Annotated in this window: 19 protein-coding genes and 1 pseudogene; 5 read left to right on the plus strand and 15 right to left on the minus strand. The window is 45.7% G+C overall.

The genetic code is table 11. The features are described from left to right. Window positions 1-312 (plus strand): annotated as a pseudogene (locus ACWPOD_RS05875) (hypothetical protein); the annotation flags it as partial. 4 nt (window positions 313-316) lie between these two features. Then, the gene (locus ACWPOD_RS05880) at window positions 317-1,963 is read left to right on the plus strand and encodes a BatD family protein (protein ID WP_301660364.1); all 1,647 of its coding nucleotides are present in this window, start codon (window positions 317-319) and stop codon (window positions 1,961-1,963) included. Between the two features lie 116 nt (window positions 1,964-2,079). On the opposite strand, the gene ACWPOD_RS05885 is transcribed toward ACWPOD_RS05880, so the two are convergent. The 5 genes from ACWPOD_RS05885 to ACWPOD_RS05905 all read right to left on the minus strand — a co-directional run bounded on the left by ACWPOD_RS05885 (window position 2,080) and on the right by ACWPOD_RS05905 (window position 8,084). Next, window positions 2,080-4,203: a sensor domain-containing diguanylate cyclase gene (locus tag ACWPOD_RS05885; protein ID WP_301660365.1), complete on the minus strand. Its 2,124-nt coding sequence runs from the start codon at window positions 4,201-4,203 to the stop codon at window positions 2,080-2,082. A gap of 328 nt (window positions 4,204-4,531) precedes the next feature. After that, window positions 4,532-5,281, minus strand: coding sequence for a phosphate ABC transporter ATP-binding protein PstB (gene pstB, locus ACWPOD_RS05890; protein WP_456231669.1), 750 nt, complete (start codon window positions 5,279-5,281; stop codon window positions 4,532-4,534). A gap of 60 nt (window positions 5,282-5,341) precedes the next feature. Further along, on the minus strand, window positions 5,342-6,205 hold the full coding sequence (gene pstA / locus ACWPOD_RS05895; protein ID WP_005397882.1) for a phosphate ABC transporter permease PstA: 864 nt from the start codon (window positions 6,203-6,205) through the stop codon (window positions 5,342-5,344). A gap of 22 nt (window positions 6,206-6,227) precedes the next feature. Next, on the minus strand, window positions 6,228-7,160 hold the full coding sequence (pstC, locus tag ACWPOD_RS05900) for a phosphate ABC transporter permease subunit PstC (RefSeq protein WP_006741921.1): 933 nt from the start codon (window positions 7,158-7,160) through the stop codon (window positions 6,228-6,230). Window positions 7,161-7,262: 102 nt separating this feature from the next. Further along, window positions 7,263-8,084, minus strand: a complete 822-nt coding sequence (locus tag ACWPOD_RS05905) for a phosphate ABC transporter substrate-binding protein (protein ID WP_005397879.1) — start codon at window positions 8,082-8,084, stop codon at window positions 7,263-7,265. Window positions 8,085-8,412: 328 nt separating this feature from the next. Here ACWPOD_RS05905 and ACWPOD_RS05910 point away from each other — a divergent pair, with 328 nt between their 5' ends. After that, on the plus strand, window positions 8,413-10,056 hold the full coding sequence (locus tag ACWPOD_RS05910; protein WP_258638591.1) for a methyl-accepting chemotaxis protein: 1,644 nt from the start codon (window positions 8,413-8,415) through the stop codon (window positions 10,054-10,056). 109 nt (window positions 10,057-10,165) lie between these two features. Here the strand turns inward: ACWPOD_RS05910 and ACWPOD_RS05915 are convergent, their stop codons facing one another. The 6 genes from ACWPOD_RS05915 to ACWPOD_RS05940 all read right to left on the minus strand — a co-directional run bounded on the left by ACWPOD_RS05915 (window position 10,166) and on the right by ACWPOD_RS05940 (window position 20,288). Continuing rightward, window positions 10,166-10,741: an Lcl C-terminal domain-containing protein gene (locus ACWPOD_RS05915; RefSeq protein WP_053808314.1), complete on the minus strand. Its 576-nt coding sequence runs from the start codon at window positions 10,739-10,741 to the stop codon at window positions 10,166-10,168. 1 nt (window position 10,742) lies between these two features. Then, on the minus strand, window positions 10,743-12,194 hold the full coding sequence (locus ACWPOD_RS05920; RefSeq protein WP_053808313.1) for an Lcl domain-containing protein: 1,452 nt from the start codon (window positions 12,192-12,194) through the stop codon (window positions 10,743-10,745). 25 nt (window positions 12,195-12,219) lie between these two features. Continuing rightward, a complete protein-coding gene (locus ACWPOD_RS05925; protein ID WP_456231670.1) occupies window positions 12,220-14,469 on the minus strand; it encodes a proprotein convertase P-domain-containing protein in 2,250 nt (749 codons plus the stop codon). Window positions 14,470-14,481: 12 nt separating this feature from the next. Continuing rightward, entirely contained in the window at window positions 14,482-16,620 is a 2,139-nt protein-coding gene (locus tag ACWPOD_RS05930; protein WP_456231671.1) for a TonB-dependent hemoglobin/transferrin/lactoferrin family receptor, read from the minus strand. Continuing rightward, window positions 16,621-18,618: a prolyl oligopeptidase family serine peptidase gene (locus tag ACWPOD_RS05935; protein ID WP_164665881.1), complete on the minus strand. Its 1,998-nt coding sequence runs from the start codon at window positions 18,616-18,618 to the stop codon at window positions 16,621-16,623. Between the two features lie 326 nt (window positions 18,619-18,944). Next, window positions 18,945-20,288 (minus strand): DEAD/DEAH box helicase, encoded by a 1,344-nt coding sequence (locus tag ACWPOD_RS05940; RefSeq protein ID WP_047009779.1) that lies wholly within the window; start codon window positions 20,286-20,288, stop codon window positions 18,945-18,947. A gap of 552 nt (window positions 20,289-20,840) precedes the next feature. On the opposite strand from ACWPOD_RS05940, the gene ACWPOD_RS05945 reads away from it, so the two are divergent. Beyond that, a complete protein-coding gene (locus ACWPOD_RS05945) occupies window positions 20,841-21,095 on the plus strand; it encodes an Lpp/OprI family alanine-zipper lipoprotein (RefSeq protein WP_005375145.1) in 255 nt (84 codons plus the stop codon). 26 nt (window positions 21,096-21,121) lie between these two features. Here the strand turns inward: ACWPOD_RS05945 and ACWPOD_RS05950 are convergent, their stop codons facing one another. The 4 genes from ACWPOD_RS05950 to ACWPOD_RS05965 are packed head-to-tail and all read right to left on the minus strand — an operon-like array spanning window position 21,122 to window position 25,233. Then, window positions 21,122-22,048 carry a L,D-transpeptidase family protein gene (locus ACWPOD_RS05950; RefSeq protein WP_005394922.1) on the minus strand — a complete coding sequence of 309 codons (927 nt, stop codon included), beginning with the start codon at window positions 22,046-22,048 and terminating at the stop codon, window positions 21,122-21,124. Window positions 22,049-22,054: 6 nt separating this feature from the next. After that, entirely contained in the window at window positions 22,055-23,470 is a 1,416-nt protein-coding gene (phrB, locus tag ACWPOD_RS05955; protein WP_456231672.1) for a deoxyribodipyrimidine photo-lyase, read from the minus strand. 19 nt (window positions 23,471-23,489) lie between these two features. Then, window positions 23,490-24,293: a MerR family transcriptional regulator gene (locus tag ACWPOD_RS05960; RefSeq protein ID WP_005394919.1), complete on the minus strand. Its 804-nt coding sequence runs from the start codon at window positions 24,291-24,293 to the stop codon at window positions 23,490-23,492. After that, window positions 24,283-25,233 carry a YbgA family protein gene (locus ACWPOD_RS05965; RefSeq protein WP_301612471.1) on the minus strand — a complete coding sequence of 317 codons (951 nt, stop codon included), beginning with the start codon at window positions 25,231-25,233 and terminating at the stop codon, window positions 24,283-24,285. The genes ACWPOD_RS05960 and ACWPOD_RS05965 overlap by 11 nt, the downstream gene beginning before the upstream one ends. A 397-nt stretch (window positions 25,234-25,630) precedes the next feature. Between ACWPOD_RS05965 and deoD the strand changes: the two genes are divergently transcribed. Beyond that, window positions 25,631-26,341 carry a purine-nucleoside phosphorylase gene (gene deoD, locus ACWPOD_RS05970; RefSeq protein WP_005394915.1) on the plus strand — a complete coding sequence of 237 codons (711 nt, stop codon included), beginning with the start codon at window positions 25,631-25,633 and terminating at the stop codon, window positions 26,339-26,341. Window positions 26,342-26,374 lie beyond the last annotated feature (33 nt).

The following is a 26,374-nucleotide window of genomic DNA, read 5'->3' on the forward strand; positions in this document are numbered from 1 at the left end:
CAACAAAAGTCTCAAAACGGTGAAAGGGAAGAGCAAGGACAACAGTCACAAAATCAGCAAGAATCTGAAAATAAAACAGAAAAGCAAAAAACAGAGCAACATCGACCGAAACGAGGTGAAAAGCAGGCTCAGGAACAAGGTGAACCAATGCAGGCTCAAGTGCAGCCAAAAAACACGCATCGGGATGATCCTGAATTCCGTCGTCTAGAAGCAGTCGAAAGCGCTCGCGATCCAAGCTTTTTGATTCGTGCACAAATGCAGCTTCAAGCTCAACAAAAACAACCTCCACAACAATCTCAAAAGGAGTGGTAAGCCCGTGATGAACAAAGGCGTACAACTGATCTTTATTCTTGTGGCCAGCCTATTATCCAGCTTCTCGGTGATGGCACAGACGCTTCAAGCAAGCGTCAATAAAACACAAGTTGCTAAGAATGAAGTGATCAACCTCAGAATCATGGCAGATACTGAGCTCAGCTCAGATGCAATTGACTTTAATGTACTTGAGAACGACTTTTTCTTGGGTCAACCTCGTTATGGGCGCTCCAGCAATAACATTAACGGAAGAAAATCTGTACGTACTGAGTGGAGTATCTCGATTGCGCCGATGAAAGAAGGTGTTCTGACTATTCCGAGCTTTTCCGCAGATGGTATGAGAACGGAGCCAATAAAGCTTCGTGTCACCGCAAGCCAAGCTGAACCCAATCTCGATGACCTATTTAGCTTTAATATCAGTGTCGACAACAGCACGCTGTACCCTCAGCAATCTGCGACATTACGTATGCAGCTTTTGATCAAAGCGGATACCCGCCGTCTTGATAACCCACAAATTGTGCCTCCACAGATTGAAGGCATGAAGCTTGAAGCGATTGGTGGCTTACAGCAGGGACAAAAGATCTTAAATGGATTAGAAGTAGCGGTCATTGAACAGTCGTTTCGCTTAACGGCGAATCAGCCGGGTACTTACACCTTGATAGGTCCTAGACTGACAGGCTCTTACATTTATGGCGACAGCTTGACGGGCTCTACCAAGATCATGCCAATCAACACCAAAGCTGAGCAAATGCCTATCGAGGTAAAACCAATTCCAAGTGAATTTGAAGGGGAATGGCTTCCAGCTTCAGCGTTAGAAATGACGCAGAGCTGGCAAGACGATCAAGGTAATCCACTGTCGGTTAATGCGCTCAACACTGTCAAACAGGGCTCTTCACTCACTCGAACCATTCAAATTAAAGCTCGCGGAACACAAGCCGAATACCTTCCACGAGTAAGTATTGATTATCCAAGTTCGCTGCGGGTCTACCCAGAACAGCCTCAATTCGACAGCGCGAGAGATGGCACCGTTATCATGACAGTGAAGCAAGTCATTATCCCCACTGAAGCTGGGTCATATACCTTGCCGGGATACCATTTGAACTGGTGGGACAGCCAAAATGATGAAGCGAAAAAAGCGACGTTACCAGAGCTACAATTAGATATAGAGCAAAGTGACACCGGGCTTATCACGTTGCCGGAATCGCCTCTGCCAACACCACCTGAGTCAGCCATCAGTCCCGAACCAAACGGTGGAGTGAGCAGTCTCTGGCAAACCCTGACCTTTGTTTTCGCTGGGCTTTGGGTGGCGACGTTAGGAATCGCGATTTGGGCATGGAAGAAGCGTCCTATGACGGCGAGTAACACGGTTTCGAATACCGAGCAACCTCTTTGCGTTGATGCGTTGAAAAAAGTCATCAATGAAGGGGACGCTGCTAAAATTGAACGCTCAGTAAACGAGTATCTAAACACTAACCGAGACAGGTTAAGCCCTGGTGATGCGCAAGCCGTAAAACAAGAACTTGATGCCATGAACCAAGCACGTTTTAGTGCCAATCAACAACCTTGGCGTCCAGACTCGCTACTGGCAAAAATTCAAAACCTTAGCAAAGCAAACGTAAGGAAAACCGACCACCAGCTAGAAAAACTATAAAGCAAAATGGCAGCTCACGAGAGCTGCCATTTTTCTTGTGCGACCAAACTCACTTTAGCAGTTTTATCTAAAAATCAACCAAACTGTCTCAGTAACTTTGATGTTATGAGCATCACTTATTCAACAAAAGCTTGATGCTCGAACTCATATCGCCTTACGCAATTTCGACCATGACTCTTCGCTTGATAGAGAGCCTTATCCGACAACTGGTAAAGATGGTCGAAATTAAAGTCTTTGCCTTTCGTTTTGTAGCAAGAATAACCGACTGACACAGTGAGCAACTCCCCTTCTGGGTTGTGTTGGTGTTTGATGCCTTCATCTTCAATGCATTGACGAATACGTTCCGCTCTCTGCTTTACCGTCTCTTGATCAGAGCCGATCATTAGTAACACAAACTCTTCTCCACCAATGCGACAGAAAACCTCGTCTTCACCTTTGGTATGATGATCCAAGATATGACCCACGCGTATTAGTGCGATATCCCCTTCGAGATGGCCATAGTGATTGTTAAATAACCCAAAGTGATCAATATCAATCAGGATAAGACCAAAGGACATCGCTTCCTCACACTCTAGCGCGCAATATTTCTGCATCACATGTTCTAACATACGACGATTGCCAAGACGTGTCAGAGGGTCAAGTTTAGAAAGCACCTCAAGCTGTCGGTTGGCTTCCTCCAACTCTTTGGTTCGGTTCTGTACTTCTAGCTCCAGGTTTTCGTTTAATCCGCGAATCGCCTCTTGCGCTTGAGTGCGCTGCAAAACCTCCGCTAGACTGGAAGCGAACATACGAATCACTTCACGTAGCTGAGAAGTCAGCGGCGCGCGCGTCAATAAGTTATCAACGGCAATAAAAGCGATGGGCCCGCTGCTATTCGAAGTCAAAACCGTCATCGCAGCCCAGCCAAAGCCGACAATATTACAGTCATGATAAATAGGAACGGATTCCTCAAATGCAACTTCACTAGGTACGGCGCGAGCTAAATTGATCAACGAAAAGTCTTGTGTCTCACCAAAGAAATAAGACTCATCCACCACATTGCCTTGAATGTCAGTCCCCCAAGTACCTTGCATGTATGAGCAGTTTTCATCGGTCAAAAACACCGCCATCCGATCAATACCAAGATTTTTGATGGCAAAAGTGACGGCCGATTTACATACATCACTGACGGTTGTACAGCGTGATAGCTCAACCATGCTTGAATGCAACATACGCACGTTCTGCTCTTGGCGCTTTCGAATGTAAATTTGTGAGAAAAGGGAACCAAACGAGTCCAACATCTGTTTTTGATACGCTGTTATCGGCTTGCGATGAATAAAGTTATCAAGCGCGAACCAACCAAATGGCTCATTGCCATCACGTAGAATCAACATCGCGTTCCACCCCTGCCCAACCACTTTACCTGCCGTGTATATCGGCGCATCTTCCACGATCACTAAATTGCTCTCAAGGCTCGACAGCGCAGCGATGTATTCCTCACTCAGTTGATGAAGGTCGTACTGCGTGTGGAATTCATCGATCGTAATACCAGACTCATCCGTGCCGTATGTACCGCTGAAACTTCGCTTTTTCATGTCCAGCAGCATCAGTGTGGTGCGGTCAAACCCCAACCGTTGACGTAGCGCTTCGACGGCTTTGTAATACAAATCTTTTAAGGAATCAGGGTTGGAGATCTCGAGAGCAACTTGCTGAACTAACTTCATGTTCTCGATAAAGCGCTCGCGTTGGTTAATTTCATCGACATATTGCGCTTCACGAATGTCTCTGTGTCTCATCTCTTGCGACGCATTTTTCTCGGCGCGAATGCACTGCCAACGCGCCGCTGCAAGCTGCATTGCATCATAGCTTTCTTCATAGATATTGTGTGCCGTGCGAGCATGAACAGACTGAATCAGTAGGTAGGTGCGTTTGATAGGCGTGTTATCGAGCATCATTATGTAACTATCTCCACCTAAATCTTGGGTGTGATTCCAGTTACAAGTATTGATCGCCAGAGGAATGATGCTTTCAGAAGTGTCAAACTGACTCGCCCACTCCCAGAAGCTGTCAGGATAGCTTTGGATTGGGTAAAGCTCCCCGCGAGAGAAACTCACAGAATAACGGGGATTGATTGAAGGATCTTCAAAAATGGCTAAGGCTTGAGGGGAGAACAAACTCTCTAAATGATCAAATATCGCCTCCGCTAATAAGCGATGATCCCTCGTTGAAGATACTTTTCTTGTAAAACTTCTTAAACTCACCCTACCAACCTAATCTACTTTTTTATTCTCGATAAAAAACTACTTAGGCCATCATATGCAATCAATACAATCAAATTTGAGCTGTTAAGTCATTCGCAAAATTATCAGACTTAGTTTCACATTCGAGAGCTCTTCAGCACTTTTATAACCGTATTTCACATAAGTTACATGTTCTATAAAAAGGGGGGGTATTTGTGCTTCCTTGCAAGAATTATTGGCATAGGTTGGTGTTATAAATCTGCAGCTTGAAAAGAAAAAGGCCCCTCAAAAAGAGGGGCAAAGTTACCATCGCTTATAGTTATTTAGTTATGCTTGTAAATATGGCGAATTAACCGAAATCACCATTTACGTAGCCTTGAGTACGGTCATCTTGAGGGTTGCTGAAGATCACTTGAGTATCGTTATGCTCAACCAGTTCACCCATTAGGAAAAACGCAGTGCGGTCAGAGATACGACGCGCCTGTTGCATTGAGTGGGTCACGATAACGATGGTGTAGTTCTTCTTTAGCTCTTCCATCAATTCTTCGATTTTATGTGTCGCAATTGGGTCAAGTGCCGACGTTGGTTCATCCATCAGAATCACATCCGGCTCCATCGCGATCGTACGAGCGATACACAGACGCTGTTGCTGACCACCCGATAGACCAAATGCGTGTGACTTCAGACGATCTTTCACTTCGTCCCAAAGTGCTGCGCCGCGTAGTGAACGCTCTACCACTTCGTCAATGTGTTTCTTGTCTTTGATACCTTGAGCACGTAGGCCGTAAGCCACGTTTTCGTAGACGCTCATCGGGAATGGGTTTGGCTTCTGGAACACCATGCCAACCTTGATGCGAAGATCCGCGACATCAATGTTGCCGTAAATGTCTTCGCCGTCCATCGCCAATTTACCCGTGATTTTCACGCCTTCGATTAGATCGTTCATGCGGTTCAAACAACGTAGAAGCGTTGATTTACCACAACCTGACGGACCGATAAGCGCCGTTACTTGGCGAACTGGAATTGGTAGGTTGATCGATTTCAGTGCTTGGTTTTCACCGTAGAATAAGTCTAGGTTTTCAATATCAAATTTGTTCATTTTCTTAATCTCTTAAATCTTGAATTCGTGTCTTTTAACGTGCGTTCTTAATTAGTGTTGTTAGTAAGTTGCGGTGTTAAAACGTCTAGCAATCAGTTTCGTTACCATGTTGATCAGAAGAACAACCACGATAAGCACTGTTGCGGTACCGTAAGCCTGATTCCATTCTTCAACGGTAAACAGTTCGGTAGTCAGTTTGTATAGGTGAACGGTTAATGTACGACCTGAATCCAATAAAGAATCCGGAATACGTGCAACCATACCTGCTGTCAGGAATACTGGAGCAGACTCACCAATGACACGACCAATACTTAGAATGACCGAGGTTAAGATACCTGGCATTGCACTCGGAAGAATCAAACGCCAGATAGTGTAAATTTTTGAAGCGCCAAGGCCGTAAGAGCCTTCACGATACGTTTGAGGCACTGCCATTAGTGCTTCTTCCGTAGTACGGATGATCACTGGCAGAATAAGAATACTTAGAGTCAGTGCACCCGACAGAATCGAGAAGCCCAGACCAAGAATTGCCACGAAGAACGTCATACCGAATAGACCGAAGATGATCGACGGGATACCCGCCAACGACTCAGTACAGAATCGGATAATTTTTACCAATCGGCTACCGACTTTCGCGTATTCGGTTAAGTAGATTGCCGTCATGATACCCAGTGGCGCCGCTACCGCGATGGATGCGATAACCATGTAGATGGTCGAGACGATCATCGGGAAGATACCGTGCTCTTCACCAGTACGTGTGTAGTTATCAGTAATGAAGTTCCAATCTACGTGTTGTAGACCATTTGATAGGATGTACCAGATAATCCAGAACAAAAAACCTACCGTTAGTGCTGCCGAAATCCAAACCAAAGCGTTAAAGACGTTATCTTTGAACTGGCGAGCTTGTTTTAGTTTTGCGCGATCCATAATAGTCACCTTTAACGAGCGATTACTTCGCTTTTTCTCGGTTTAGGTAAAGAAGTACAGCGTTCAACGACATGATGAAGACCAGAAGTACAACACCAGTGGCGTAAAGAGCGTTGGCGTGAATACCACTTGCGTAAGACATTTCAATCGCGATGTTTGCGGTTAGCGTACGTGCCGAATCCAGGATGCCTTCTGGCATAGCAGGTGCATTACCCATCACCATGATGATCGCCATTGTCTCACCTAGAGCACGGCCAATACCCAAAATCACACCCGTCATGATGCCTGAACGAGCCGCTGGAACGAGCAATTTGAAGATTGTGTATATTTTCGAAGCGCCAAGTGCCAAAGAGCCTTCTTTGTATGCGCGAGGCACAGCTCGAATAGACGTTTCAGATACCGTGATTACGGTCGGTAGAATCATCACACCAAGCACGATGATACCTGCCAAAATCGTGTTACCCGCAGGGACATTAAAGATGTTTTGAATCAGCGGTACGATGATGACCAAACCAAAGAAACCATAAACCACAGACGGGATACCTGCCAAAAGCTCAACTGCAGGACGAATAATATCCGCAAGACGCTTTGGTGCGATTTCGGCAATAAAGATAGCCGTCAGCACACCAATTGGTACACCAACGATTACCGCACCTGCCGTCGATACAATAGATGCAACAATCATTGTCGCAACACCGTAAAGTGCAGGCGGCAGCCAGTTTTGTCCAAGAACGATGCCCGATACACCAGCTTCTTGGAATGCCGGGATACTTTCTCGAACAATAAAGTAAGCAATAACGGCTAATGAGACGATGCCGATAACGGCACTGGTTAGGAACAAGCCGTGGAAGATACGCTCTTTCCAGTCTACGCGACGTTTCTCGCGCAGGCCGGGCTTGCTGATAGCTTTAGCGTCAGTATTCATAAGCTTTTCACTATTTGTTGCGATGGTCATTTAAAAATCTCACGGTTCTGGGCGTTTTGCCGGTGAACACTATGGATAGAAAAGGCTCAGCCCTAAATGGTGGGCTGAGCAAACTTAAGAGTCCCGATAAAATTAGTGAACTGAGATGTAACCGTTTTGGTCAACTAGCTTTTGCGCATCTTCAGTTAGCATCCAGTCTAGGAATTTTTGCGTTTCAGCTGATGGCTTGCCTTCTTTGTAAAGAACAAGGAATGGACGAGCTACTTTGTAAGAACCGTTTTTCACGTTAGCCACTGTTGCATCAACACCGTCGATTGCTAGAGCGTTAACTGTGTTGTCTACCGTACCTAGTGAAATGTAGCCGATTGCGTATGGGTTAGATGCAACCATTGTTTTTAGTGCGCCGTTACCGTTTGCAACTTGAGCACGTTGAGAGATAGCTGATACCTTCTTACCAGAAATCTTCATTTTAAGAGACATGATGTCTTCAAATGCGCCACGAGTACCTGAAGCCGTGTCACGAGTAATTGCTACGATTGGCTTGTCTGCACCACCGACTTCTTTCCAGTTTGATACTTCGCCTTTGTAGATTGCAGTCACTTGCTCTGCTGTTAGGCCAGGCAGTTTGTTTTGTGGGTTAACAACCACTGCGATACCATCACGAGCAACCACTTCTTCGATTAGTGTTGATTCTTTTTCAGAGTCTTTTAGATTACGAGAAGACATACCAAGGTCTGCTGAACCATTTTTTGCTGCTTTAACACCAGCTGAAGAACCAGGGCCTTGAACTTCGATAAATACGTTAGGGTTCTTCTTCATGTACGTTTCAGAGAAAACTTCCATCAGTGGAGTTACGCTGCTAGAACCCACTGCAGAGATAGTTTCTTTAGCAGAAACAGGAGTCACTGCCATTGCGCCTAGAAGTGCGATTGCACCGATTACTGTCTTTTTCATCACAATTTCCTTAAGTGGCTTTATTGCCGTTGTGTTTCACTTGAACGGTGCTCACTTTAGAATTTGAATATGACAGTTGTGTTTCACTTAGTTGAACCCTCTATGACACGTTGTCATTTCTGTATATTAATTCCGCGACTGACCCCTCTACCGTTTTTAGCTTAGCGCTTTTATAAATTGCCGCGCGTTCAAAATGATAACTCCATCGATTTTGGTACATTTCATAACAATTGGATATGAGTAAGTCATTGATTTGACGAATGTGGCAATTAAAATCGAGATGCTTATTTATAAAAAAGATAATAATCAAACCGATAGAGGGTCAATCATGCGTCAATTTCTTAGTACGCTTTCTATTAAACTTCAGGTCTTTTTGCCTGTTCTATTCACCGTTGTATTACTCGTCATTGGATTGAGCGTCGGAATCGGCAAGCTCGACCAAGCATTCAATAAGGTTTCCACTTCCACCAACAAGCTGATCATTCATAAAGAGGAACTCAGCGCCATCGTAGACAACACCTACGCCATGCGCATCAAAGCCATTTACAGTCTATTTAGAGCCGAAGATGTCCAATCTCTCAACCAAGAACTGTCTGAACGACAAAACAAAAACCGCGATTTTCTGAATTCCATCGATAGCCTCCCAGGCGTTCAAACCGAAGTGAATACTATGCGCAAAGCCATGGATCACTATGTTGATTTCACGCGCGTCACCATGACACCTCTGCTCACCACCAAACACTCTTCTGGCTACACCACATCCGATTTCAATCAAAAGTACGAATCTGCGATGGCAGAATATCGATTGGCTGGCGAAGCAATGATCAACGCCATCGACAACCTGTCTAAACAATTGAATCAAATCGTCACCGATGAAGTGGAAGCGAATGGCGAACAGCATTCAACCACGCTCACTTACAGCGCGGTCTCGCTTGCGGTGATCTTGAGTGCTGCTTCGCTTATTAGTTGGATACTAGCCAGCTATATCGTTGCACCGATTCGTAACCTTCAAGGAACCATGCAAGAAGTCGCGAAAGGAAATCTATTGGTTAAAGCCGAAGCCATCGGAAAAAACGAAGTGTCGCAACTGGCTCAGGATGTAAACCAAACCATCGACAAACTGCGTGAAACCGTGAGTGCATTAGTTCGAATTAGTGAGGATGTGGCATCAGCATCGACCGAGTTAGCGACTGTTATGACTCAAAGCAGCGTTAACTCAGATCAAGAAAAGCAAGAAATTGAGCAAGTGGCTTCGGCAATCAACCAACTAGAATCGACCGCAGCTGAAGTGTCGACCAATGCACAAGAAGCCGATAGCGCATCAAATCAAGCAAGCATGCTTACCTCACAAAGTCTGAGCATGTTTGAGGAAAGCACTCGCGCAAGCGAAAAAATGGCAGAACAACTCAACGAAGCCGCAGCCGTCGTGACATCGCTTAAAGATCAATCAGAACACATTGGTCGCGTGATCGAAGTGATTGAAGGCATTTCTGAGCAAACCAACCTGCTTGCATTGAATGCAGCGATCGAGGCTGCACGAGCGGGCGAAAGTGGCCGAGGCTTTGCGGTAGTCGCCGATGAAGTACGTATGTTAGCGGCGCGAACTCAGGAATCGACGAAAGAGATCCAAACCATCATCGAAGAGCTTCAGCAGCAATCGGGTCACGCGAATGAAAGCATGCACTCTAGCTTAGCCATGTTGTCAGACAACCAAGCTCTGGCACAAGAAGTTAGCCAATCACTTGCTAATATCAGTAATGCTATCGCCGCTCTGAACTCAATCAACACGCAAGTGGCGACCGCATCAGAAGAGCAGAAACAGGTCACGGCCGATATCAACAACAACTTAACGAACATCTATGAACTAGTGAGCCAGAACGTGACTGGCATTACGCAGTCCGCCTCTGCCGCTCAAGAGCTTTCAGACTTAGCGGAAAACCAAAAGCACCAACTTAAGCAGTTCCAAGTTTAAACATTCTGCTCAACACGATAAGTGCCAAAGGTTAGAAAAGAAAAAAGCTCCGCACTGGCGGAGCTTTTTATAAAGGCAAAGCTATCAATCTTTATTAACGTAATAAGTATTATTCATCTGTCACTAACAAGAGAGAGCTTTTGAAACTTGAGTCTAATGGATCTCTATTGAAAACCTCACCATTAGTCGTATCAAGAGTAGCAACATGCTTACCGTCACCATTAGGTGTGTTACTCCAGATATTACGTCCTAAAATATCGTCCTTGTCTGTCAGTGTATAACCGCTCGCAAAGCCTGTACCATTCATCGCTGGGCTATAGCAAGCTTGCTCCGTTAACGATACCAACTCTTTAATGTTTGCTAGTCGCCAATTCTTTTTGCCAGCAAAGTTGTGTAGAGGGTGGTTACCGGACGGATTACGAATTTGTTGGGCCGTAGACAGCGCGAATTGCCATGACATCGTAGCTCGCGTTCCGGTGCATTCTTCGTTTGCTGCATTCCATGTCATACCGACTGGACAGCGCATCCATGTAAGACCTGTTTTTAAGTCAGTTACAGTTCCCTTATCTGAATAAGTGTAACGTGTATTAGGTGCTGTTTTAGCAAACTCAGTCGAACACTCTTGTGCTGCCATTGCTACTTGAGAAGCCAACACAAGAGATAGCGCGGTCATTAGTTTCTTCATCTTATTGTCCCTTAACTGCTACTAGACGGATTGGGAATTGGTAGGAATCATAGGCATCTTCACTTGTACTGCTTGAGCGAATCTCAACGAATGAAGTGGCCCCTCTATCTGCGCCCCGAGAGACAATTGCGGGGAAATAAATCTCACCATCCATGAGCTGTGATGATGTTTCCGTAAACCTAAAACCATCATGCCAAAACGCACCTTTTTCTAAATAAGGGCTGCCTAAAGTTTGCTGTGGGAAGTATTTGACATTAAAACCATACACATTGTTCGGTTCATATTCTGTGCTCGGCGCAAATAGTGTCTTTTCACCGAAATCTAGTAAGTCATAAGTTTCACGGTAAGTAGGCAGGCGCCAACCAGTGATTCCACATAACGATTGTTTGTTTATGTACTCAACGTATTGGCTCGTAGTACAAATTTCATCGCCCACCTCTTTACAGCCCGCAAGATCTACATCTTTGCTAAATGGCTTAAATGTTTCAGACTCAAACGCAAATAGGCGGTCTTTAAATTGAATAGAGCTCGCATCCGCACTCTTGTTTTCCCAAACAAGACCAGTACGCTCATCCAAAGTGCAAGCCCACTCAGTGGCATCTGCAGCTAAAGCAGCGCCTTGTGAATCTAGCTTAACGAACTTAAAGCCCGCGCCTGTCGACGTTTGCTTGTCCTGTTTGTCGAAGCCGTATTCCGCATCTTGACCAGGGTAAGAAGCTTGAACCTCTGCAACGTCTGCAGCGCCATCAGCAAAGTGAAGAATGGCACCCGTATCGTTACTACCAACCGTTTGTTCAGCAACCGCTGCAATTTCTTCAGCAAATGCACTCACTTCCGCTTCAGACAGAAGATCAGAGGCTAGCGATTTACCTTGGAAGCTAAGACTTTGAGCAAGCAGCGCTACGCCTTTGGTCATTTGTTGTGGTTGCATCGCAGCTAATAGCGCAACCGTGTTTTGCTCTAGCTTGTCTAGCTCGCTGGCTTCTGCGTTAGACATCACCGAACCATTCAGCGAAACGCCTACACTAGCCAGTTGCGCTTTAACAATCTCTTCAGCTTGAGCAACGGTTTTACCGTCAATCACAAGACCTGCGAGCAATGTTGTTACACCATTTACTGTGTTACCCGTGGCTAAGTTTTGGCCTGGAGCCGCAAGACGCAACGTTTGGTTTGAGCCTTGATCAACTTGAGCAAGAATCGTGCTAGTCAAAATGTTCTTGTCGCTTGACGTCAGGGAGAACTTACCAGCATTATCCGTTTTAGCACTCGGTTCAGTAGTATCACAAACGTAGTTCTGGTTTAAATCGATACATACTGGCGTATCAAGAAGTGTACCTGCAGAAACGATGGTGCCAGCTACATTATAGGTCGGTGTTGACGTGTCACCACCAGAACCACCGCCACAACCAGCTAGGGCTAGTGACATAGCAACGAAAGAATATTGAAACTTCATAAATTTTGTCTTCTTTAGATTTTAATTAACGAGAACGAATCACTCTCACCATTGAAAGCAGGAAAAGTCCTACCAAGGTCCAAGGCGAACCACTGCCACCTGAACCACCACTGCTTTCTTTAGTGGTATCAGCACTACACTGATACTGAGCAAAGTGACTAACACCCCACTCTTTCAACACCCCAGAGTTCCCTGACACGCGATCAGATACTTCGAGACGCCAAGTACCCCAACTCGGTTGACCGACAAGTGCTTGTAACTCCTCGTCATACTGAGCGGTGAAGTAACCTTTAAACCCATTGGTATTGCTTGATTGATGGCTAAGTAGCACAACCGATTTACCTTGTGGAGACACAAGCGTCACTTGCAGATCCTGCAGTGAGTCATGTTCGATGTTCAGGTAAACCGCAAACGAATCATCAATCGTGCGTGACTTGTCCGATAGCGTCTGAGAGAACAATCTGTCACCCTGCTCCGGCAAAGCGGAGTTCACTGGTTGAGGCTGGATATCGAGCTCTGGCGTACCATTAACCAGCATCAACTTTTCACTCCACTGGTGAGTCTTTAAGCCTTCAGCAAATTGGTAATCCAATGAAATAGAGGAATCGAATTGCGTGCCACATGTCAGACCGCTTGGTAACGCCACCTTCATTGAGGTCGAGTCAGAAAGCGTTTCATCAAAGTCAAAAACGGATGCGTTATTTAGCTGCCATTGCCCTTTGATGCTCGCTTCGCGGCCAGTTTGGCTCAGGCTCACTCCCACGTCTTGACCTTGTGCAATGTATCGAGCGTCATAGCGAACGCGAAAAGGCGCTTTAAGCAAGTTGTGTTTGTTGAAGCTGTCCGCCAGGAACTGGGCATAGTCTTTATTTGGGAACAAAGTGCTTGCGGCAAACACGGTGGACTCTGCCAAATCATGCATTTTTACACCACGACCAATACCGTACATGCCTTCAAGAACAATGGCGTCAAACTCGCGGAACACGCTATCGGTATCATCACCGTATCGTTCAACCGATGCTTTTAGCGCTTGGAACAGTGGCGTTGACCATAACTCGTCGCCTAGTTCACCGCCTACGCTAACGTGCGCTGGATACTCCGAGCTCTCGAAGTAACGCGCTCTTTGGTTCCATAAGCTACGAGTTGTTTTGCGTGTTCCGAACATACCGTCCCAGTTGAACACCGTATCTAACTCGAATTCTTGGCCACGGCGAGCTGCGTCTAAATACTGTGTTCGGTAGCTTGCGCTGCCCGCCCAGTAATCACCAACACCTTCTCCAATCGCGCCAGTATGGCCATACGCCCAATCAGGAACGATTTGATAGTGAATACCGTGTCCTAGCTCGTGCAAAATCACATCTGCATCTGCAGCATCTGGAGATACTCCGCCAACGCCTAACATCAGCGCACGCGAACCTATGTAGTAAGAAGAGTTGTCGAGTGCTAAACCACGCCCATCAAAACGAAGCGGTTCGTCAAATAAGTCATAGCTCAAGCTCGATAAGTACTGCAGTGAGCTGTCAAGATGGTAAAACGCCATCAACTGCAAAAAGGCATTGTCGCCAAGTTGAGCGCTTTGCATCGCTTTTACATCCGCAAAAGATTGAACCCCCTCAGGCGGCAAAATACTGCTTGTATCACGCACAGGCTCCGCACCTACCGCAGGTGAAGACAGTAATGCAAGTGCATCCACCTGTTTAACGCGCTCGTTGGCTAGGTAGAACTTGCCACCAGACTGCAAAACTTGAATCTGCTTCTCAACATATTGAAGTGGCTGCGGATAATCCTCTAACGAATTCCAAGCAGAATCAGGCGCAGCTTGTTGTTGCATTGTACGTAAATCAGGATCAAAGAGTGAGACGGGAACCGTTACTAACTCACCAGAGCTCAATGCTGGCGGCTCAGTCACTTCCAATCGAACAGGCAGCTCCAGTTCTCCGGCTGGCATCGCCTCACCATTACGAATCACCGTATCTTCAAGGCTTTTGAAAATACGCTCAACTTGACTGTCTTGGTTAGTCGACAGCACAATGGTGCGTTGCGGTTGATACTGCCCATCGACCCACACATCAAAGTTGTAATGATCTCCGAGCTGAGAACGAGTTTGATAGCGAAACTTAAGTTCGCCAGCGCTAGCGTAATTGGCTTGTAAGTAGCGCAGCGCTTCGGCTTGGTTCGTGACCGTAATAGCCGCGCTAGGGTAATCCCACTCGGCAGCGTTCGTCACTTGAACGCCTGCCAACGCAAGAGAAAGCGCTAAAAGTTTGAGTTTCATGCAGGGCTCCTACTAAAAGATGTACTTCGCGTTAACTGTAAAGTAACGACCTGGTTCCGTTGAGTAGCGTTTGCTCTCATCTGCTATGCCAGCAACGTCTTGGTAGCGAATGTATTCTTTGTCGAACAGGTTGATGATGGTCGCACTCAAACGAAAATCTTTGGTGATTTGGTAACTTGCCCCCAAATCGAGCGTGTTCCATGCCTCTGTTTGTGCGCATTCGGTTTTTTGTCCGAGAGACGTTTGGCAACTCGGCACACGATCCATCGAACCAGCCCAATTCCACGTCGCGAACGCATTAAAGTCTTGCTGCTGATAGTTCAGCCCAACATTGCCCTCGAAAGGTGTGATGCTACGAACGTACTCGCCTTCGGCGTCCTTTCCGTCAACATAACCAAGCTTGGTACTTAGCTTCCAAGACGAAGTGAGAGCATACGCAGCAGAAAGCTCTGCGCCGTAGGTTTCAACGCCGTGTAAATTTTGGTATTGCTTGATGTAGTTACCGAAGTTATCTTGCCCTGTGGTAACTACATCAATGAAGTTTTGGAACTTGTTGTAAAACGCAGAAACGTAAAGTTGCGCGCGGCCATTATCGAATTTGTTACCGATTTCAAAGGAGTCCGAAGTTTCAGCCTCTAGGTCCATGTTCGGTGCAATGACAAACGGCGTTAGCGGCACAAAGTCATGGTTTACGAAGCCATACGCTTTGTCGTATTCCGGAGCACGATAACCGTGGTTATAAGATACATAAGCGATGTTATTGGCAAACACTTCACGAGAAATCGATAGGCTTGGAGATACCTCTGAGCTATCCATGTCTTTTAATGGGAAACCGCCCACTTCACCCTCACCGTCCGGTGTTAGACGATGCGCATCAAAGCGCAGGCCGCCTGTAATGGTCCATTTATCCAGCTCCACCATGTCTCGAACGTACAGACCAATGTTATAAGCGCGAGCGGGAGCGAAAGGTTGTTTGGTCGAAAGCGTTACCCCGTTCCAATCAATCTTGGAATCGCTATCTGTGCGTTCATAATAGTCAGTAGAAAGCTCGATACCGTAAGCCAATTGGTGCTCAGCATTTGCAGCATAAATCGTATTAGTGAAATCACCACGGAAGCCAATTGTTTCGTCAATGAAGGTTTTGTGTTCTAGCTCGCGACGTCTAACAGTCAAACCATTGTGGTCAACTTGTCTCATTAAACGATTCGTGTCTTCCACCACTTCGGTGTGGCGCCAGTAGACCTTTGTATCTAACTCTTCGAACCAAGTTGGATTAACCGGTGTGACCTCTGCACCAATATAAGCGCTGTACTCTTTTGTCGATTCATCTTCTGCGAAGTCTTCGATATGCCATTTGCCATCCTTCTGTATAGATGGCGAACCTTCCAGGCGTTGTTGGTCTTGCCGATAAAGTTCGGCACGCGCTTTGACCATCACTTCATCATTGAAGAAATGATTGATGGCGTATGACGCGCTGTAACCATCCAAATCGCGGTTGTACAAATCTTGGCTGAAGTTACGCGTCTCTTCACCTTGCCAATACGCCGCGTTGACTAAGCTTTCCGTGTCGCCAGAACGAAATGCCAGATTGCTCGCACCTTTGTATTTATTGCTGATCCCCGTGTACGTGCCCGTGGCATCAACATAAAAGTCACGATCTTTTAAAAACTCGCCCGGCTGTTTGGATTTTAGAATCACAGCGCCACCGATAGCACCAGAACCTAAGACTGATGAGCTCGCACCTTTCACTACTTCTAATGATTCAAGATTAGAAAGATCAAACGTATCGCGGCCCACTTTGTCATTGCTGTCATTCGCACCAAAACCGTCTGCTGAGCGAATACCGTCACGAATGATCATAATGCGGTTACCCGTCATGCCTCGAATCGTGATGTTTTGTGGACGCCCAGCTCCGCCAGAAACACTTACCCCAGGTTCATGACGCAGCGCATCATAAAGCTCTGTTTCGCCCTTTTGTTCAATCTCTTCGCTAGTGACAACTGCGACGCTGCCTGCTAGTTCAGACATTGGTTGTTCAATCCGATTCGCCGTCACCACGACCTCTTCCATAGAGAAAACGTCAGATTTGGCGTGCACTTGGCTGGCAGCTAGTACCGAAAGTACTGCCGCTGACACTGGGGTAAGCTTCATTTACTGCTCCGCTTTAGATGTTTTAATTAGTGATAAAAGAAAGGCGTATTCTTTTGCTTGTTGTTCTTGCGCTTGTCGTGGGTCCATTTGGTGGCCCGAATTAAAATCGGTCTGCAACAAGTACGGCCCGTCGCGCTCACTTAGCGCGGAAACCTTGGCGAGATACTTGGCGCCTTCCCAATAAGGCACGCGCTGGTCGATCAAACCGACTTGAACCAGCATGGGTGGGTAAGCGTCTTTATGAATGTTGAGAATTGGATCGTACGCTTTCATTAGCGCCAGTTGCTCAGATTTGGTTGGGTTACCCCATTCGCGATACTGCTGTGTGGTCAGCGGAAGTGAGGTATCCGACATGCTTGCTACCACATCAACAAAAGGTACTTTAAGCACGACACCTGAAAATAATTTAGGGTCTTGATTAACCGCTCCTGCGACCAACGTGCCACCAGCACTTGAACCGATGGCAAAAATCTCTCTATTGCCGCGTTCAAACGTTTGCAGCGCATTAGCGGCCGCAACAAAGTCGCCAATAGAATTAGCTTTGCGCACACCACGGCCCTGCTCGTGCCACTCATCGCCAAAGTACCCACCACCGCGAACATGGGCGATAGCGTAAATCACGCCTTGGTCGAGCAAGCTTATGACTTGAGGCATAAAGTACGGTTTCATCGTAAAACCATATGCGCCATAACCGTAAATCATCACGGGTGATTTCGCGTGTAATTTGTCTTTGCGATACGCCAAAGAGACCGGGACAGAAACACCATCGTGCTTGATAAAAATACGTTGGGAGACATAACGTTGGCTATCAAAATCTTGGTAAGAATCTTGAGAATACAAGGTTTTAGTCAGCGTTTTTACATCGAACTCTTCCCACTGAGGAGGCGTAGTCATCGACATGCTTCGTATACGAATCTTGTTTGATTCAAAATCGCCCAACGTGCTCAACCAAGCGACATTGCCATCCTGTTCCAATGGCAGTATCACTTTTTCCTGACCTTGGTATGAATACACCGTCAATGTCGCTACGTTGTTCGGCTTACTGAGTGCCACAACTCCTGCATCATAAAGGAAGAACTGGTCAAGCGGTTCACGAGGGGTCGTAAAGCGTTGCCATGTTGCGCTAAGAGGTGCTAGATCGGTTTGATAAAGTGCAAATGTACCTTCAAGATTGCTGTTGACGTAAACGCGCCCTTTCGCCACATCCGCGTAATATTCCACGCCCGCTTCCGGCACTCTCAGTGAATCGCTTACGGTGCCCGTTTCTAGATCAACAAGCTTCTGCTCTGTGGTTGACTCGTTGTTGCTTTGCAGCACCACGTAACGGCTATCTGCCGCACGGTAGAAAGAAAGTAACCAATCTGATTTGTATTCGTGCCATACAACTGTTTTAGCCAAAGATTCAGTGGAGATGCGTAGGATCTGATGAGGTCGCTGTGTACGCATTTCCTTCGAAACGAGGTAAGCCATCTTACCATCAGGTGAAAGCAATACACCGCTATCGACGTGCGTTGACAGCTCCGTAGATTGGCCAGAGAGTAAATCAACAACCACGGCGCGATATTGCTCGCTGCCATCAATATCTTCAGTGAAAAGCAACGTGTCTCCGCTTACTTGCCACTGCCCTACTTGATAATACGGATATGCAGATTGACGTTCAGAGAAATCAAATACTGTGTTCTCTTGTGCATACTGGTTCGAACGTGATAGCAACACATAACCACCGTCACGACGCGTTAACGTCCATTCGCGTCCATTTACGATCGACCATGGTTTATCACCTTTATCTGCCACCATGGCTTCCCACTGCGCGAGCAGATCTTGCGTCAACGTCTGATATTTTTTTTGATGCTGTTCAGTCTTACGGTTCAGCTCTGTTAGGTAGGTAAGAACTCGCTCATCTTTACGAGCGTCATCTCGCAACCAATTAAAGTCATTAACGGCAAAGCAAGAACTAGAGGTAATTATGAGCCCTAAAAAAACATGAGTAAATTTCATATAGAGAGCGAATTCATTTATAGGATTAATGCAATGGCGCGTATTCTGCCCTTAAATAAAAATGAGATCAATTATCATTTTCATAATCATGTGAAATTTTTATCTAGTATGTGAGGAAAAACGTTTGCTTGGACCGAGTTGATAAAACTTAATACCTCTCTAAATTAGCGATCTATGCTGTTTATATAAAACCAGATAAATATAAAAGCCTAGCAAACACGTTAGTACAGAAAGACATCATTTCGCCTGGAGATAAGCATAAAAAAACCCGAGTGCGAACACTCGGGTTTTGAAAAACTAAAATCAGTTGAAAACTGGAGCGACTTTTACTCTTCAGAGTTTGGGGCCGCTGGCTTTTTCTTCGGAATGAACACATCATCACCCACTGATACGTTTTTGTAGAAACTCTTGTCACGTTTAACAGGTTTCTTAGCCGACTTCTTCGCTTGAGGGCGTGATTTCTTCGCTGTCGCTTTCTTGTTACGGAAATCTGGCTTAGGTGGCTTCAGGCCTTTAAACTTACCTTTCAGATCTTCGAATACTGAAAACTCAAGATCTTGTTGTAGGTAAGCTTCTACACGTTTAAAGCTATCCCAGTCTTTTGGACCAACAAGAGAAATCGCATCACCCTTGTTACCAGCACGGCCCGTACGGCCAACACGGTGTACATATTCTTCAGTATGCTTTGGCATATCGAAGTTAATGACGTGTGTCACTGTCGCAATATCCAAGCCACGAGAAGCAACATCTGTTGTCACTAGGATCTTGAATACCGCTCGCTCAAACTGGCTCATGATCGTATTGCGTTGAGTCTGGTTCAAGTTACCACTCAATGCAACGGCCTTCAGTTTCTTCTCGTTTAGCTTCGCTGTTAGGCGCTCAGTATCATCGCGCGTCGCCGTAAAGATGATAACTTGGCGATATTCTGCTTCTGAAAGTACGCGATCTAGAATCGCCTCTTTATGATCAAGATGATCACACAGGTAGAATTTTTGCGTGATGTCTTTGTGTTCTTCGTTAGAAACACCGATAGCAATACGTTTCGGAGCATTAAGCATTTCAGCCGCAATGTCATTTACGTCGGCGTGATCCAACGTTGCAGAGAACATTAATGTTTGACGGCGACGATGCTTAGCTGCTTTATGGATACGACGAAGCTCTGGTGCAAAGCCCAAATCCAGCATACGGTCTGCTTCATCAAGGATCAGCGTTTCCAAACCTTCAAGGTAAAGCGAGCGGTGCTCTAAGTGGTCAGCCAGACGTCCTGGTGTCGCCACGATGAATTTCGGGTAACGGCGCAGTGCTTTCACTTGATCATTAAAGTTCTCACCACCCAAAATCAATGCAGCTTCATAAGATAGGCCAGCAAGCATAGAGCGAAGCTCACCATACACTTGTTTCGCTAGCTCACGAGTGGGAGCAAGAATAACTGCGCGAGGGTCTTTGGCAGAAAACGATTTTGTCTTTAAAGACTTGTGAAGCATTGGTAATACAAACGCCAAAGTCTTGCCCGAACCCGTTTTCGAAGATGCCAATAAATCCTTGCCTGCAATCGCAACAGGAATAGCCTGCTTTTGAATGTCAGTTGGTTTTTTAAAATCGTAGTGTTTTAGGTTCTTCAACAATCGGTTGTCTAGGCCTAGATCTTTAAATTGCAAAGTATTCTCCAATAAATCAGTCAGCGTCTGAGCGCTCTGTAATGTCGTTTCCGCTCTAACGCAGCAAAAAAATAAAGCTCGGTATAATACCGCAAATCATAGGAGTATAGATAGAGATCACACAAACTAATTCCCACAGATGAAAACAAAACATCAGTTGCGGCTCAATTAAGAACATCCCCTCGCTTTATTGGTCAGCTGCTTGGCTTAAGATTTAGAGAAAAGCGAGCTCAAGGTGCGCCTCTCGTTCTCCAATAAAACTGCGTAAATAGCAGTTATTTGCGCCGAGAAACTTTCATTTGTGTCAATATCGTCTAAATTATTGATATCAGGAACGTGGCAAAAACACCTGCTATGAGAACTGTTGTGGTAATAAGGGAGAGGATAATTCACTCACCTTTGTTAAGCTCAGGTAAAAGTTGACGTCAGGTACTCCATGAAATTCTTGGGTTTTTTTGACTTTTGCTACATCATGTACTGATAAAATGTATCCACATTTAACCTCGCTACTGTATAAAATAATAGTTGGTAGCGAGACTTTCACTATAAGCAAGGAGTTCTTATATGAACAAAACGTTGATCGCAGCTGCAGCAACTTCAGTACTTCTACTAGCAGGTTGTGCTTCTTCTGATGACGCAGCAACAGCAAATGCAGCAAAACTAGACGAACTAAGCAACCAAGTTAGCCAACTAAGCCAAGACGTACAAGCTCTTCAATCTGACGTTCAAAAATCAGGTGCAGCAGCAATGGCTGCTCAAGAAGAAGCTGAGCGTGCTAACGAGCGTATCGATAACATCGCTCAGTCTTACACTAAGTAAGATTTGATACCGCGTCTTAACGCCTGTTAAGGCGCGGTTATTTCGACAGGAACCCCATTCTGTGCGGCAATCGCTGCTTTAGCCTTCACATTTTTCAGTCCGAACTCATCCAGCCACCACTTTAACTCTTTTGGTACCTGTAGGTGATCTTTTTCACCATTGCTGCGAGTCAATGGCTCATGTGCCTCTAAAAATACACTTCTGTCCGGCTCTAGTGATACTTTCACTGGTTGGTTAATGATATTCACTTCTTCACCGTTACGAACTTTTTCAAACAACCATTCAATGTCGCTCGGGTCCATACGAATACAACCCGCGCTGACTCGCATGCCGATGCCGAAATCTTTGTTGGTACCGTGAATAAGGTACTCGCCATTTCCGTAGGCTAAACGCAATGCAAACATCCCAAGTGGGTTGTCTGGACCGGCAGGTACAACGGTTGGCAAGTCAATGCCCTTCGCTTTGTACTCGGCACGAATCGAGGCTGGCGGCGTCCACGTAGGGTTTGGACGCTTTTGGCTAATACGCGTTGTCATCACCGGGGTGTCTCGCCCAATTCGCCCGATTCCCACGGGGAATACATGCACAATATCTTCTCCTTTCGGGAAGTAGTATAAGCGCAATTCCGCTAAATTAATGACAATGCCTTTGTGGGGTACATCAGGGAGGATCAGTTGTGTTGGAATAGTAAGAACGTGTCCCTCTTCTGGTAAGAAGGGATCCACGCCTTTATTTGCCGCCATTAAACCTAGCATCCCGACATCGTAGTGCTTGGCAATATTTGCCATGGTTTCGCCTTCTTGCACGACGTGGTTTTCAAGGCGACCAATTAAACGACTGCCATCCTCTGGTAGCTCGTACATTTTAGCGAATGACAAACCACTCGCTAAAGATAACGATACAGATAACAGCGTACGTTTTGCGAAACTCATTGATCGCTTTTTGCTAAGCATTTCACTTTATTCCTTGGCACTTTTAAAGAGCCGTAAGGTTATCTCTCTTTCTGTCTTGTGATCAACCATCGGCTTGTGATATTCCAGTAAAGAAAATCCCTCCCAAGTCCAAGGTTTATGGATGTATTTGTTTGGCACACTTTTGATTTCAGGCACCCAGTGGCGCACGAATTGGCCATCAGAATCAAACTTCTCACCTTGGCTTATCGGGTTGAAAATACGGAAGTACGGCTGCCCATCACAACCCGTCGATGCAGACCACTGCCAACCACCATTGTTTGCTGCGAAATCGCCGTCCACCAGCTTACTCATGAAGTACGCTTCGCCCCAACGCCAGTCAATGTGTAAATCCTTGGTGAGAAAGCTCGCGACAACCATACGAAGCCTGTTATGCATCCAGCCTGTTTGGTTGAGCTGACGCATTGCTGCATCGACGATCGGGTACCCTGTCGCTCCAGCCTTCCATCGCTCAAAAGCCTGCTCATCATAAGACCACTGAATTTTATCCTCCCAGTCGATAAAGCCTTTGCCTTTAACGAGCTTTGGTTCGAAAACCAACAGATGCTGATAAAACTCACGCCAAATGATCTCACTCAACCAAGTTGCTTTTCCTTCTGTTAGGTCATTTTGTTGGTTTTCAGCATACAAGCGAGCAATACATTGCCTTGGTGACAACGCACCAATCGCAAGATAGGGAGACAGTTGACTGGTGCCATCAATAGCCGGAAAATCTCGATCTTCCTTGTAAGCATCACTGTGCTCACGAGCAAATTCCCTAAGCTGCTTTAAAACATCATTGGTCGAAGCAAACCAATCCTCGCTGGACTCTCGAGGATAGCTAAACGTGAAGTCTGAACTAAATCGAATCGGCTCTAATTGTTCCAATAGTTTGCTGCTTAGCGGCGCTTGTTCTTGAGGCTTTGTTACCGCTGGCATTTGAAACTGCGTCAACCAAGCACGTTTGAATGGTGTAAATACCTTAAAATACTCACCTTGCTTATTGAGAACCGTCGTTGGTGGGTGCACACATTTGTCGTGGAACAGTTCAAAGTCGATATCATGGGAAGCTAGCGCCTCACTCACTTGTGCATCGAGCTCTCGTTCATTCACTTCATAGTGAATATTCGCCATAACAGACGTTGCTTCAAGTGTTTTCGCCCATTCACTAATCACTTCGGTACAATCAGAAAACGACGGCACCTCTTTATATAAAAAAGGAACATTCAGGCTTTCCAACTCGTCGTTGAGATACTCTAAACGACGAGCAATGAGATCCGCCTGCATCGGCGCCATGTGATGTTCTCGCCACTGCTCTGGCGTCGCGATAAAACAAGCGACAACAGGCTGACCTGAATCTAACGCCGCCTTAAATGCGGTGTGGTCTAACGTTCGTAAATCACGTCGAAACCATACTAAGATCATGGTGTCTCCTTCGTTTCGTCTACTCTGTTAGGTGCAGTTTCTCAATCACTTCAGAACATCCAATACGTTCTCCAAAACGTGTTTGAAGCATTTTGATGGACTCCACTTGCTTAGCTGCCAGCGCTTTATTGGAAAACAGGTAAATGAGCGAGTAGCTATCAACAACTTCGTGCTCCAGTAAACCAGAGACATCATCAACTTTGTCGATCAACGTCGTGTGATACCCTTGCTCACACAACTTCGCCGCTTGAATCCAGCTCTCTGCTTCCCTATGTTGTTCAAAGCTGATAAGCAAGCACTTCCCTTTGGAAGCGGCTTTGTTTTCAGAGTCGATAACAAGGGCAAGACGAGTGATCAAACAAGTTTGAAATAACCCCATCTGCAACGATCTCAGCGATCCTTTGACCATCTCCAGCGCGTCAAATACAGGGTCAATAAATTGTTCAATAACCAAGTTCAATGGATACTCTTTGATAACAGAGGCAAGTAAGCTCTCCGCTTTGCCTCGATTCAGTTTCGACAGTGCTGATAACATGGTTTCTACTTCTTCGAGAGTACGAACTTCATTGTTGACTTCTACGTCCGCACTTTTTCCCAAAAGTCCCTTTACTTTACCGATTGCAATCCCCTTCGCGAGCCAACTCTGGACTTCACGAATCGTATCGAGATCTTGCTGTCGATAAAGTCTGTGCCCTTTTTCTGTTCGCTGGGGCTGGATCAAATTGTATCTTCTCTGCCAAGCTCTCAGCGTAACTGGCTTCACACCCGTGATTTCCGCGACGTCTCGGATCGCGTATAGTTTTTCTTCTGAACTACAAACCATAGCGTAATCTCATCTCCTGCGGATACGGTTCTAAAAACTTCTGTTTTGCTAAATACTCATCTGGGTAAGTGTTTAAGTAGTGCTTAATCAATGTCAACGGTGCTAACAATGGCAATGTACCAGTGCGGTAGTCATGAATTACTGTTGCTAATTCTTCTTTTTCGTCTTTAGTTAAAGCGCGCTTAAAATACCCTTGTAAATGCATTAGTACGTTAGTGTTGTTTTTTCGGCTAGCACGATTCGCAAGTGCCTTCATAAGACCTAAGCGATACTCTTGATAGAATTCTTCGATTTCATAGCTAGCGACATCGGCAACTAAACGACCAAGAGAGCGGTATGACTCAGGGTGATGCGCCATCAAGGTCAACTTATAGCGCGAATGAAAATCGATAATTTTGCCTCGAGTTGGCTCTCCGTCCATCGAGTCATAAAAGTCGTTCAAGCAAAATACTCGGGTAATAAAGTTTTCTTTTAATACAGGATCGTTGAGTCGGCCATCCTCTTCGACGGGCAACCAAGGCATTTTTTTCATCAGCGTTTGTGTGTACAAGCCGACGCCTTCTTTCGCTGCGTTATTTTTGCTATAAACCTTGACGCGCTCCATACCGCAAGTTGGAGACTTGGCACAGACGATGTAACCACAAAGTTGCTCGCTTTCTAGCTCCTCCACTTTGTTAGCAGAGTAAGCAAGCATATTATCGGTATGGTCATTTTCTGGATTTTTAGTTTCTACTAGAGCTACACGCTCTTCTTCGGAAATCAAACGAATTGTTGGTCGCGGCACTGGCATTCCGACACCCACTTCGGGGCATACCGAAACAAAGTCAAAATATGGGCTGAGCTCTTTAGTCACAAAGTTACTTACTTTATGACCAGAGTCAAAACGAACCCGTTCACCCAAAACACAAGAACTGATACCTACTTTGATTGAAGATTCCATGATGACGCATCCCTATACAAAATGTTTTGTTGTATAACTTATAGCAAGGCTTTTCAGATTGTACAAGAAAATAAATTGTACAATTTAATCGTTTTACTCTTCTCAAGAGCATTTCGATCAGCGCTTTCTCAAAAGTTTTTGATGTTCTCAGAGTCCATTTTGTGCGCGCAATCGACAAATCGCTCAAAAGCGAATCGATTGCTCTTTTGCTTTCAACAGATTTAGTTATCAATGATGTTCATGGTTTCTAAAAGCGTGGTTTTTGTGACTAAGCTCTCAAGGGGCTACTGTACGTCCCGATATTATTGCTTCAACGAAAACGAACAAGTTCAACAGAATTGGTAATAGCGTTCTATACTAGAGGCGTTTTATCAAAACAAAACTTTGGAGAGCACTTATGGCAACCCCACACATCAATGCACAACCAGGTGATTTCGCTGAAACGGTTCTAATGCCAGGCGACCCTTTACGTGCTAAATACATCGCAGAAACGTTTCTTGAAGATGTGAAGCAAGTTTGTGACGTTCGTAACATGTTCGGCTTTACTGGCACTTACAAAGGCAAAAAAGTGTCTGTTATGGGTCACGGCATGGGTATCCCTTCTTGCTGTATCTACGTACACGAGCTAATCGCAGAATACGGTGTGAAAAACGTAATCCGTGTAGGTAGCTGTGGTGCGGTACGTGACGACGTTAACCTAATGGACGTTGTTATCGGTATGGGTGCTTCTACAGACTCTAAAGTAAACCGTATCCGTTTCAACAACCACGACTTCGCTGCAATCGCTGACTACGGCCTTCTAGAAGAAGCGGTAAACCAAGCGCGTGCTCAACAAGTACCAGTTAAAGTTGGTAACGTATTCTCTGCAGACCTGTTCTACACACCAGAAGCTGACATCTTCGAGAAGATGGAAAAACTAGGCATCCTAGGTGTAGACATGGAAGCGGCTGGTATCTACGGTGTTGCTGCAGACCTAGGTGCGAAGGCGTTAACTATCCTAACGGTTTCTGACCACATCATCCGTGGCGAAAAACTAAGCTCAGAAGAGCGTCAAAAGTCGTTCAACGACATGATGAAAGTTGCGCTAGAAACCGCAATCAACATCTAAGAACAAGTAGTAAGTAATAATTTGCAGCCAGAG

It is taken from the genome of Vibrio sp. JZG120, assembly GCF_053890955.1.